Below are 12,009 nucleotides of genomic sequence, written 5' to 3'. Positions count from 1 at the left end.
GGAATCAGGCCGCCACCACGAATGCTTCAAGCCCGGAAAGCCGCATAGCGGTTTCGGGTGTGGGAATTGCGCGAGGGGGCAAGCCCGTTACCGCTTCGGCAATCGCCTTGATATGCGCCGGAGACGAACCACAGCACCCGCCAAGGATATTGGCTTGCCCCTTCTCGGCCCATTGCCGCACCAGGAATGCAGTCGTGTCGGGCAGTTCGTCATACTCGCCCAGTTCATTGGGCAATCCGGCGTTCGGATAGGCCATCAGCAGAGTGTCCGCTATCGCCGAAAGCGACTGGATATGCGGGCGCAGCTGGTCCGCGCCAAAGCTGCAATTGAGCCCGATGGTAACCGGCTTGGCGTGCCGCACGGCATACCAGAATGCCTCGACCGTGTGGCCCGACAGGTTGCGGCCCGAAAGGTCGGTAAGCGTCATCGAGATCATCACCGGGACTTCGCGACCTAGCTCCGCCTCCAACTGCTTGACCGCCATGATCCCGGCCTTGGCGTTGAGCGTGTCGAACACGGTTTCAATCAGGATGAAATCTACCCCGCCTTCCACCAGCGCGGCGGCCTGTTCCTTGTAGACGGCGGTCAGCTCGTCGAAATCGATTTCACGATAGCCCGGGTCTTCGACATCGGGTGACAGCGACAACGTCTTGTTGGTCGGTCCGATCGCGCCCGAGACAAAGCGGGGGCGGCCGTCCTTGGCCGCATACTCATCCGCCAGCGCCCGCGCGATCCTGCCCGAAGCAATATTGATCGCGGCGACCTGATCCTCTGCCGCATAGTCGGCTTGCGAAATGCGGTTGGCGGAAAAGGTGTTGGTCGAGATCACGTCCGATCCCGCATCGAGATAGCTGCGCGTGATCTCTTCGATCACATCGGACCGCGTCAGCGCGAGGATGTCGTTATTGCCCTTCTGATCGGCGGGCAGGCCAAGATCGCCTGCGTAATCCTGTTCGGAGAGCTTGCGCTCCTGAATCTGAGTTCCGAACGCGCCGTCAAAGATCAGCACGCGCTCTTGCGCCGCGGCATTGAGCCGCTGGCGCGCTTCGCTGGGGGTGAGTGTCATCGGGCATCTCCCTTGGGCCGTTTGCCGAGCATGTGGCAGATCGCATAGGCGAGCTCAGGCCGGTTCAGGGTGTAGAAGTGGAAATCGCGCACGCCCCCGGCGTAGAGGCGGCGGCACAGTTCGGCGGCGACAGTAGCAGCGACGAGCTGACGTGCGGCGGGCCTTTCATCCAGCCCTTCGAACAGGCCATCCATCCACTCGGGTATCTGCGCTCCACAAGCTCCCGCGAATTTGCGCGCCTGCGCGACATTGGTGACGGGAAGAATACCGGGCAGAACCGGCTGCTCGATCCCGTTCTTCGCCAGTTCATCACGGAACCGGAAAAAGGTATCGGCGGAAAAGAAGAATTGCGAAATCGCGCGGGTGGCCCCCGCATCCAGCTTTCGCTTGAGATTGTCGATATCCGCCTGCGGGCAATCGGCATCAGGGTGGGTTTCGGGATAGGCGGCGACCGAAATCTCGAAATCGGCGATTTCCTTCAACCCCTTCACCAGTTCGGCAGCGCTGGCGAAGCCTTCCGGATGCGGGACAAAGGGCGCCCCCGGCTCGCCTGCATCACCGCGCAGCGCGACGATATGGCGCACACCTGCCTCCCAGTAATGCTCCGCTACTTCGCGGATTTCCGCCTTGGAGGCGCCGACACAAGTCAAGTGCGCGGCCGCCGGAAGCTTCGCCTCGGCGATGATCCGGGCGACGGTTGCGTGCGTGCGTTCGCGGGTGGAGCCGCCTGCACCGTAGGTTACCGAAACGAAGCTCGGATCAAGCGGTTTCAATTGCTGCACCGCGTCCCACAATTGCGCCTCCATCTTCTCGCTCTTGGGCGGGAAGAATTCGAAACTCACCGCGACATCTCCGGGCAGGCCCGAAAACAGCGGCGTGTCGACAGCGGTGCGGTGTTCGTGGAGTTGATCGAGTGTCGGGGTCATGATGTCGCTTTGTTGGCGGCCTGAATGGGGGTTGCGGCTTCGGCGCCGGAGGAGGTGCTGCGACGGCCGATCCAGATCTTTACAATCAGCTCAACGCCTTCGAGCGTGATCGGTTCACCGGGAGTGAAGCCCGCTGATTGCAGCAAGTCATTCATCTGGACATCGGAGAAACCGAGGCGGGCATGCTGATGCCGATCGCGCAGGTCTTCGCGATCATGCGCGGCGAAGTCGACAATCGCGATCCGCCCGCCGGGGCGCGTAACCCGCGCAGCTTCGGCCATAGGCAAGGCGGGGTCCTGCGCGAAGTGCAGCACCTGATGCAGCAGCACCGTGTCGAAACTGGCGGCGGGGAACGGCAGGTCTGCGAAATCGCCTTGTACCAGTTCCACCCGCGATGCGGGCAGATGTTGGAGTTTTGCCCGCGCGACCCGCAGCATTTCAAGGTTCTTGTCGAGCGCCACAACCCGCTCCGCCGCAGAGGCGAACAGTTCGGCCATGCGCCCAGTGCCGGTACCGATGTCGAGCACCACGCCGAGCGGCGCAGTGCCAAGCGTTGCGGCAAGTTGTTCCTCCACCTGAATGTCCGGGGTGTGGAGCGCGCGCAATTCGTCCCATTGTTCGGCGTGGCGCGCGAAGTAATCTTCGGCATTGACCTCGCGCGCCTCGCGGATCGCGGCCAGCTTGCGCCGGTCATCCTCGCAAACTGCCGCGAATTCCGGACTTTCCCGTTCGGCAGCGGCCAGCAATTGGTCGAGTGCGGCAAGCACCGGGCCGCTTGCCTCGCCACCACCAGCGGCACGCAGGAACACCCAGCTGCCTTCGCGACGGCGCTCTGCCAGACCGGCATCGCACAGGATACCGACATGACGCGAAACGCGCGGCTGGCTTTGCCCCAGAACCTGCGCCAGTTCACCCACCGCAAGTTCCATGGCCGACAGCAGCCGCGCAATGCGCAACCGCGTGGGATCAGCCAAAGCCTTGAACAGCGCGTCGATAGTCATCGCGCACGACATATAAAGATATTTTTATATGTGTAAATCCGCTGAGTGAGCCAAGCGCCCTAGGCAATTCTGGCCGCACCGGCGGACGGCTTGAAAATGCCGACCTGCGCCGGGGCCGAAACCTTGCGAATTGCCTCCACCGCGTCAACCGGCGCAAGGGCGACCAGCGATCCGCCAAATCCCCCGCCGGTCAAGCGGACTCCTCCGTCCCGGCCAAGCACTTCGCTGATCAGCTGGAACAGGCGGTCCACTTGTGGAACCGAGGCTTCGAAATCGTCCCGATAGGATCGGAAGCTGTCCGCCATCAATCCGGAAATCTGCGCAGCGTCGGCAGCCTCCAACGCGCTGGAGAACTGGCTGACTCGTGCGATTTCGCTGACGACATGGCGCGCACGGCGGAATTCGAGGTCAGGCAGATTGCCTCTTTCGGCTACCAGTTGCTCTGGCGAAACATCGCGCAGGGAAGCCGCGCCGTAATGCCGCGCCGCCGCTTCGCACTGGACACGGCGTTCATTATACGGGCTGTCGCCGAGCGAATGCCGCACACCGCTATCGATGATCACCAGCGCCAGATCGCGCGGCATGGCGATGTGCCGAAAGCTGAGGTCGCGGCAATCGAGCATCAGCGTATGCCCCGATTGCGAGCATGCCGACGCCATCTGATCCATGATCCCGCATTGCGTGCCGACCATCTCGTTCTCGGCCCTTTGCGCCACTTGAGCGAGCGTTTCGGGCGCGGCGGCTGTTCCTGCCAAAGTCGTTAGAGCGAGGCCTGAGACCACCCCTAGCGATGCAGAGGAGGACAGACCCGCTCCGATCGGGACGTTTCCGGCAATCGCGATCCGTGCCGGGGCAATCTGATGGCCGCTTTCCATCACGAAGCGGGAAACGCCGCGCACATGGTTGGCCCATTCGACCTGCGTTGCCGCGATTGGTTCACGCAGCGAAAAGCTGTCGCGCTCATCGCCCAGATCCAGCGCTACGCTTTCGATCCGTGCATCATTACCCGCGCCAATTGCGATCATGGTCTCGCGGTCGATAGCGCAGGGCAGCACCAGCCCGTCATTATAGTCGGTGTGTTCACCGATCAGGTTGACCCGACCCGGCGCGGCAAAGATCGCCTGCGGTTCCTCGCCATAGGCCGCGCGAAAGCCTGCGCGCACGCGCTCCAGCAATTGCTCGCGGTGGTTCATCGCTCGCCCCGGTAGTGCTCGGTGCCGCTGACGTTACGCAGCATTTCCGCCGCGCGTTCCGGCGTCAGGTCACGCTGCGCCTCAGCCAGCATTTCATATCCCACCATGAACTTGCGCACGCTCGCCGAGCGCAAGAGAGGCGGGTAGAAATGGGCGTGGAGCTGAAACCACTTCAACGGCGTGTCCTCGAAAGGGGACTGATGCCAGCCCATCGAATAGGGAAAGCTGGTGCGGAACAGATTGTCGTAGCGCGTCGTCAACGCCTTGAGGATTTCAGCAAGGCTGTCGCGCTCGGCATCGCCAAGTTCGGGCAGCCGCTGAACCTCGAACCGCGGCAACAGCAAAGTCTCGAACGGCCAAGCCGCCCAGAACGGGACGATGGCGATCCAGTCGGCGTTGATGTCAACGACGCGCTCGCCCGCCTGCGCTTCACGTGCCGCCAGATCGAGCAACAGGCTTGAGCCATGCTCGTCATGATAGGCGGCCTGCTGCGCGGTTTCTTCGACCAATTCGTCGGGCAGATGGGCGGTCGCCCACACCTGTCCATGCGGATGCGGGTTGGAACAGCCCATCATCGCGCCCTTGTTCTCGAACACCTGCACGCAGGCGTGCGATTGCCCCAGTTCCTCGCTCTGCCGCGCCCAGACGTCGATCACCTCGCGGATTTGGCCCGGCGCCAGTTCGGGCATCGACTTTGAATGATCGGGCGAAAAGCAGATGACCCGGCAGGTGCCGCTGGTCGTCTCCGCGCGCAGCAGTGGGTCAAAGGTTTGCTCCGGCGCGGCTCCGTCCGGCTCCAGCGCGGGAAAGTCGTTATCGAAGACGTAGACGCCCGAATAATCCGGGTTCGCCTGACCCCCGACGCGGGTGTTGCCGGGACACAGGTAGCACGCGGGATCATAGGCTGGCGGTGGCGGATCGGGCTCGCTCTCCTCCCCCTGCCACGGACGGCCCATGCGCTGCGGCGACACCTGCACCCATGCACCGGTGAGCGGATTGTAGCGCCGGTGGGGCTTCGAGAAATCCAGGCTCACGCCGCCGCCTCGCCACGCCGCCCGAATCCGACGAACTGCGCCCGGTTGCCCATCGCCCGGTTCACCGCGAGCGCAGCGATCACGCTCGTCACCAGCGTCACCACCATGAAGTCGATGTAATGCATCGCGATGTATCCTTCGGGCTGAAGGTAGAAGGTGAACCCGCCATACAGCGCCACACCCCAGATCACCCCGCCAATCGCCGCAGGAGCTTCGACATTGCGGAACAACAGACCGGCGACAAAGGCGCTGAGGATCGGCATTGAGAGCAACCCGTTCAGTTGCTGCAAAAGGTTGATGATGCTGAATTCGGTCGGATCGGCGCTGGCCGCGTCGATATAGACCGTCACCAGCATGATCGATGTCAGTGTCAGCAGCACAGATACGGCAGCGGCGAGCTTCCAGTGATCCTTCACCTCGCCCGCGAACTGTTCGTGGAAGTCGACCGAGTAAAGCGCCACCGAACTGTTCAGCACCGCGCTGAAAGTGGTGATGACAGCCGCTGCCACCATCGCCGCGAACGCGCCCGAAAGCCACGGCGGCAGCACTTCGGCAATCAGCTGGCCGTATGCCGCATCGCCGACATCGCCGAACAGCTTGTAAGCGACGATGCCGGGGATGACGACAATCGGCGGCACGATGAGGATACGGATCGCAGCGGCGGCCAGCACACCCTTCTGCGCTTCCTTGACCGTGGGCGCAGCCATCGCGCGCTGGGTGATGTTCTGATTGGTCGACCAGTAGAATATCTGGATGAAGATCATGCCGGTGAACAGCGTATGGAACGGGATCGGGCTGTCCGGCCCGCCGATCATGGTCAGCCGTTCTGCCGGGACGCCATCGGTGATGTTCCAGTCGACCGCCGCCAACGCCAGCGCCACGATCAGCAGCGCAAGGCCAAGAATTCCGATGCCGGAATAGGTGTCCATCACCGCAACCGCGCGCAGCCCGCCAAAAATCGTGTAGGCCGCCGAAATCACCGCCAGAACCGCAGCGAAAGCCAGCACCGGGAGCTGATCGCCGAACAGCGCCTGCATGAATGTGCCGCCCGAATAAAGCACGGCGGGCAGGTAGATCAGGATATTACCGAAGAGGAACAGCGCCGAAATCAGCGTACGGATGCTCCGCCCGTTGTAACGCTTTTCCAGAAGCTCGGTCACGGTGGTGCAATTGTTGCGATAATAGATCGGCACAAACACGAAAGCGAGGATCAGAAGCCCTGCAAATCCGGCGATTTCCCACCACGCCAGCAACGCCATCTGGTTGCCGTTCATGCCCACCAACTGGTCGGTCGAAAGGTTGGTCAGCGTGATCGAGCCCGCGACAAACAGCCAGCTAAGCCCCCCGCCTGCAAGGAAAACATCCTTTTTCGATCCGTCATGCTTTGCGCGGCGGATCGTCAGCCAGGTGGCAAGGCCGACCAATGCCGTAAGGACAATCGCGACACCGATCTGCACGGCACTGGTGGTGGGAAGCTGGTTCAGCATGTTATCGTTACGCCCCTCTCGCATTCCCCGCTTTGCGCGCGGGGTTTGCGCGGTTAGAGCCGAACGCCAACGAGCGGGCAAGTGCGGTTTTTCGCATCTGCACGGGGGAAGGAAAAAAGGGCGGGACGATCATTTTGACCCAAGGCGTGCACCATGTGCGGCTAGATGGCGCCGCGAAAACGCTGGTCTTTGCATTGGTCGAAGGCGGGACGGCGGATGTCGTCTACCTCGGCGCGCGCCTGCCCGAAGGTGAAGATCTTGCCGCGCTCGCTCATTCCACCATGCGTGGGCGGCACGAAAACCAGGCTGACACGCCGCCTGTGCCGGGTATCGTCCCGCAAGCTGGCCATGGCTGGCAGGGCAGCCCCGTGGCCAGCTTCCGCCGTATTTCGGGAGAGCCACTGCACACCGATTTGCGCCTGATTTCCTGGTTTCACGAAGGCAGCGAGCTTACCTGCAGGTTTGCCGATGCGCAGGCCAATATCCACCTGTCGACGCATTGGGCGATAAAGGGCAGCGACACCGTATTCTGCGACAGCGACGGCTGGAACGAGAATGCCGAGCCGATTGTGCTTGAACGGCTTGCCTCGATCAGCATGCCGATCCCGCGCCGCTTTGCCGACTTCACCGCATTCAGCGGGAGATGGGCCGGCGAAATGCGCGAAAGCCGCCAGCCGATTGCGCCCAACGGATTTGCGCGCCGCTCTGCCGGGGGAAAGCCCGGATTTGGCGGCGGCAACTGGCTGCTGCTGCACGCCGACGGTGGCGAAGAAGTGCTGGGGTTCCATCTCGCCTCAAGCGGGGATCACGATACCCGGATCGAATGCGACAATATCGGATCGGCAGACGGACGCGCCATACTCCAGATGGGAGCGGCCTTTCCTGACGGGGGCGAGGTTATCAAGCCGCAAGGCGCGTTTGGCGCGCCGCCGGTTCTGTTTGCGCTGGGTCAGAACAGGTCGGAGCTCGCCCATGCATTCCACCGCCATGCGCGCGGACACGTCCTGCGCGGACGGCCGAACTGGGGGCCGCGCAAGGTGCATCTCAATTCGTGGGAGGCACTGGCGTTCGATCTTTCCGAAAGCGGCCTGATCGCGCTGGCTGAAAGCGCCGCAGAGATTGGCGTGGAACGCTTCGTGCTGGACGATGGCTGGTTCGGTGGACGGCGCAATGACCAGAGCAGCCTTGGCGACTGGTTCGTGTCGGCTGATGTCTTCCCGCACGGGCTCGATCCGCTAATCCAACGGGTGCACGCGCTGGGCATGGATTTCGGCCTGTGGGTCGAGCCGGAAATGGTCTCTCCCGAAAGCGATCTCTATCGCGCGCATCCCGACTGGTGCCTCCATCTCGAAGGGCGGGATCGCCCGACCATGCGCGGCCAACTTGTACTCGACCTGACCCGGCAAGAGGTCCGCGATTATCTGTTCGAGCGGTTGGACGCGCTGCTGCGCGATCACGCCATCGCCTATCTCAAATGGGATCATAACCGCGACCTTTTCCCCGCAGGCGCGCGGCAATCGGATCAGGTCAGCGGGTTCTACCGCCTGCTCGATCGGCTGCGTGCCGCGCATCCGGCGGTGGAGATAGAAAGCTGTTCGAGCGGCGGGGGGCGGATCGATTTCAGCGTGCTGTCGCGCGTCCAGCGGGTCTGGCCGTCGGACAACAACGATCCGATAGAGCGCGTTCGCATCATGCGTGCTTGGTCGCAATTCCTGCCGCTGGAGGTGCTGGGCAATCATGTCGGCCCTTCACCCAATCCGATCACCGGGCGGCAAACGGACATGGATTTCCGCGCCAAGGTCGCACTGTTCGGGCACATGGGGGTGGAGGCTGATCCGGGCGCGATGAGCGAGGCGGAGCGCGAAGTGCTAAAGGCGCATATCGCGCTATACAAGCAATGGCGCGAAGTGCTGCATTCGGGCGATCTGCATTTCCTCGATCACCCCGATCCCGCCGTTTACACACAGATTGTCGTGGGCGACACCAGCGCCCTCGCCCTTGCCGCGCAGACCGGCTTTTCGGGGGAATTCGACGCCGCGCCGGTAAGGCTCAAGGGGCTTGATCCCGAAGCCCATTACCGCGTCACATTGCTGCTTCCGTGGCCGCAAAAGGCGGCGTTGTACTTGCCGAACAAGCGACACTGGCGTGACGGCTTCTCGCTTTCGGGCAGGTCGCTGATGACACAGGGCCTCGCCTTGCCCCTCACCCATCCCGAAACCGCCTTGTTGATCGCATTGGAGAAGGTTTCCGCATGAAGCTGGGCTGCTGCTATTTCCCCGAACACTGGCCCGAGGCGATCTGGGCGGACGATGCCCGCCGGATGCGCGAGACGGGGCTTTCTATGGTCCGCATCGGCGAATTCGCGTGGAGCCGGATCGAGCCGGAGCCGGGCCGGTTCGACTGGGGCTGGCTCGACCGGGCGATAGAGACCTTGCACGCGGAGGAGCTGGAAGTGGTGCTGTGCACGCCCACCGCTACACCGCCCAAATGGCTGGTGGATTCGATGCCGGACATGGTTGCCGTGGACGAACAGGGCCGCCCACGTGGCTTCGGATCGCGGCGCCATTATTGTTTCAGCCATCGCGGCTATCGCGAGCAATCGCGCCGCATTACAGACGCGATCGCCCGGCGCTATGGCCAGCACCCCGCAATCACGGCGTGGCAGACCGACAATGAATATGGCTGCCATGACACGGTGCTGAGCTTTTCCGACGCGGCGGCGGCAGCTTTCCGCGAATGGCTGGCCGCGCGCTATGGCACCATCGACGCGCTCAACACGGCATGGGGCAATGTGTTCTGGAGCATGGAATACCGCTCCTTCGCCGAAGTTGATCCACCGCATCTGACCGTGACCGAGGCGAACCCGGCGCACTGGCTCGACTATCGCCGCTTTGCCTCTGACGAGGTGGTGGCATTCAACCGCGAACAGGTGGACATCCTGCGCGAACATTCGCCGGGGCGCGATATCACCCACAACTTCATGGGCTTCTTCACCGAGTTCGATCACCACGATGTCGGGCGCGATCTCGATGTGGCGACATGGGACAGCTATCCGCTGGGTTTTCTGGAGCAATTCTGGTTCTCCGACGCGGAGAAGAACGCCTATTTGCGGCAGGGCCACCCGGACATCGCGGCCTTCCATCACGATCTTTACCGCGGTTGTTCCAATGGCCGCTGGGGCGTGATGGAGCAGCAACCCGGCCCGGTGAACTGGGCACGCTTCAACCCTGCACCGCTGCCCGGCATGGTCACGCTGTGGACGCTGGAGGCGATGGCGCACGGTGCCGAATTCACTAGCTATTTCCGCTGGCGGCAGGCCCCGTTTGCGCAGGAACAAATGCACGCCGGCCTGCTGCGGCCTGACAGCAGCGATGCCGAAGCCGCCGGGGAAGCACGCGCTGCGGCGGACGTGATCGCGAAGATCGGCCCGCAGCAATGCGCAAAGGCTCCGGTGGCGCTGGTGTTCTCCTACGAGGCGGCATGGGTGTGCGGCATCCAGCCGCAGGGGCGAAGCTTCCGCTATCTTGAGCTTGCCTACGAATGGTATTCCGCGCTCCGAGGGTTCGGGCTCGATATCGATATCGTCGCACCCGATGCCGATTTGAGTGACTATCGCGCTGTCTTCGTCCCGACCATGCCGATTGTACCAGACGGGTTCGTATCGCGCCTCTCGAACCTCACTTGCCCGGTGCTGATCGGCCCCAGATCGGGCAGCAAGAGCGAGAGCTTCTGCATTCCCGAAGGCCTGCCCCCCGGCGAATTGCGCGACCTGGTCCCTGTCACCATCACCCGTGTCGAAAGCCTGCGCGACGGGATTGTCGAAACCGGTGAAGGTTGGAGCGTCGTGCGCTGGCGGGAGGATGTGACAAGCGATCTTGCCCCCGAATTCGCGTTGGAGGACGGACGCGGCCTTGTGTTTGCGCACGGCAATCACCGCTATCTCGCCGCTTGGCCGGACGGAACCCTGTTGAACCAGTTGGTCATTCGCATCGCGGATGAAGCCCGGATCGAGCTCCTTCCGCTACCCGAAGGATTACGCGTCCGACGCAGCGCCACGCATCTGTTTGCCTTCAACTATTCGACCGGGCCGATCACCTTCGATCTGACCGGCGAAGTCATTGACCCCGCAGGCGTTTCAATTACGGCGTTGCCCCTATGAGCGCGACCAAGACCTATGCCATCATCGGCTGCGGCATGATGGGCCGCGAACATATGCGCAATCTGGCGCTGATCCCCGGTGCAAAGCTGCTCGGAATTGCCGACCCGGACGAAGGATCGCGCAATGCCGCACTGGCGCTGTCCAGAGAACTGCGGGCAGACGGGGACAAGGTCGGCGCCTACAGCGATCCGGTGGGCGCATGGGCGGATACCGCAGGAATGCTGGCGATGACGCGCCCCGACGCGGTGATCATCGCCGCGCCCAATCACACTCACCACGCCATCGTGCGCCAGCATATCGAGCCATGGCATGGCGTCCTTCTGGAAAAGCCGATGTGCACCAGCGTGGAGGACGCGCGCGATCTGGTGGCCTTTGCACAGCAGCATCCGTCTTTGTTCTGGGTGGGGCTCGAATATCGCTACATGCCGCCGGTCACGCGCTTCATCGAGCGGGTGCATTCGGGCGAGGCAGGCGATATCCGCATGCTCGCCATCCGCGAGCATCGCTTTCCGTTTCTGGTGAAGGTCGGCGACTGGAACCGCTTCAATCGCAACACCGGCGGCACCTTGGTCGAGAAATGCTGCCACTTCTTCGACCTGATGCGCCACATCCTTCAGGACGAGCCCGTGCGCGTCTTTGCCAGCGGCGGGCAGGATGTGAACCACCTCGACGAACGCTATGGCGGGGAGGTGCCCGACGTCATCGACAACGCTTTCGTGCTGGTCGATTTCAAGCGCGGGGCGCGGGCCATGCTCGACCTGTGCATGTTCGCCGAAGGGTCTGAGGAGCAGGAAGAGATCAGCGCCGTCGGCCCGATCGGCAAGCTGGAAGTGAAGCTGCCCGGCGGTGCCATCGCATGGGCACCGCGCGCCGGAGCCGTCAATGACAAGGGGCAACGCATCGCCAGCTATGTCCGCCCCGCGCCCGAAAAGGTCGAAACCCCTAAGGACGCGCTCGACGCCGGAAGCCATCATGGCGCAACCTATTTCCAGCTGCGCGATTTCCACCATGCGCTGGTTCATGGCACAAAACCGCTGATCAACGCATCCGACGGCTATCGCTCCGTCGTGATGGGCGCCGCCGCGCAGCAAAGCATCGCGACCGGCCTGCCTGTCGACATCCAATTCGAGGACTGAGAACCAA

At 62.9% G+C, this 12,009-nt stretch carries 9 protein-coding genes; 3 read left to right on the top strand and 6 right to left on the bottom strand.

Annotated elements, in window-relative coordinates:
• Nucleotides 1-4 precede the first annotated feature (4 nt).
• The 6 genes from L1K66_RS05880 to L1K66_RS05855 are packed head-to-tail and all read right to left on the bottom strand — an operon-like array spanning nucleotide 5 to nucleotide 6,707.
• Nucleotides 5-1,066 carry a homocysteine S-methyltransferase family protein gene (locus L1K66_RS05880; RefSeq protein WP_252260036.1) on the bottom strand — a complete coding sequence of 354 codons (1,062 nt, stop codon included), beginning with the start codon at nucleotides 1,064-1,066 and terminating at the stop codon, nucleotides 5-7.
• Nucleotides 1,063-1,992, bottom strand: a complete 930-nt coding sequence (gene metF, locus L1K66_RS05875; RefSeq protein WP_034952106.1) for a methylenetetrahydrofolate reductase [NAD(P)H] — start codon at nucleotides 1,990-1,992, stop codon at nucleotides 1,063-1,065. Before metF ends, L1K66_RS05880 begins: the two co-directional genes overlap by 4 nt.
• A complete protein-coding gene (locus L1K66_RS05870; protein ID WP_252260035.1) occupies nucleotides 1,989-2,993 on the bottom strand; it encodes an ArsR/SmtB family transcription factor in 1,005 nt (334 codons plus the stop codon). The genes metF and L1K66_RS05870 overlap by 4 nt, the downstream gene beginning before the upstream one ends.
• A gap of 59 nt (nucleotides 2,994-3,052) precedes the next feature.
• Nucleotides 3,053-4,186: a galactokinase gene (gene galK / locus L1K66_RS05865; RefSeq protein WP_252260034.1), complete on the bottom strand. Its 1,134-nt coding sequence runs from the start codon at nucleotides 4,184-4,186 to the stop codon at nucleotides 3,053-3,055.
• A complete protein-coding gene (locus L1K66_RS05860; RefSeq protein WP_252260033.1) occupies nucleotides 4,183-5,220 on the bottom strand; it encodes a UDP-glucose--hexose-1-phosphate uridylyltransferase in 1,038 nt (345 codons plus the stop codon). The genes galK and L1K66_RS05860 overlap by 4 nt, the downstream gene beginning before the upstream one ends.
• A complete protein-coding gene (locus tag L1K66_RS05855; protein WP_252260032.1) occupies nucleotides 5,217-6,707 on the bottom strand; it encodes a sodium:solute symporter family transporter in 1,491 nt (496 codons plus the stop codon). Before L1K66_RS05855 ends, L1K66_RS05860 begins: the two co-directional genes overlap by 4 nt.
• A gap of 134 nt (nucleotides 6,708-6,841) precedes the next feature.
• Between L1K66_RS05855 and L1K66_RS05850 the strand changes: the two genes are divergently transcribed.
• From L1K66_RS05850 to L1K66_RS05840, 3 genes are read left to right on the top strand one after another with little or no spacing between them, the layout of a single operon-like run.
• Nucleotides 6,842-8,962, top strand: a complete 2,121-nt coding sequence (locus L1K66_RS05850; RefSeq protein WP_252260031.1) for an alpha-galactosidase — start codon at nucleotides 6,842-6,844, stop codon at nucleotides 8,960-8,962.
• Nucleotides 8,959-10,866, top strand: a complete 1,908-nt coding sequence (locus tag L1K66_RS05845) for a beta-galactosidase (protein WP_252260030.1) — start codon at nucleotides 8,959-8,961, stop codon at nucleotides 10,864-10,866. The genes L1K66_RS05850 and L1K66_RS05845 overlap by 4 nt, the downstream gene beginning before the upstream one ends.
• Nucleotides 10,863-12,002, top strand: coding sequence for a Gfo/Idh/MocA family protein (locus L1K66_RS05840; RefSeq protein ID WP_252260029.1), 1,140 nt, complete (start codon nucleotides 10,863-10,865; stop codon nucleotides 12,000-12,002). The genes L1K66_RS05845 and L1K66_RS05840 overlap by 4 nt, the downstream gene beginning before the upstream one ends.
• Nucleotides 12,003-12,009 lie beyond the last annotated feature (7 nt).

This window comes from Erythrobacter aurantius (assembly GCF_023823125.1).
GTDB classification, from domain to species: domain Bacteria; phylum Pseudomonadota; class Alphaproteobacteria; order Sphingomonadales; family Sphingomonadaceae; genus Erythrobacter; species Erythrobacter aurantius.
The sequence above is the reverse complement of the archived record's forward strand: the minus strand, read 5'-3'. Positions and strand labels throughout refer to the sequence as shown.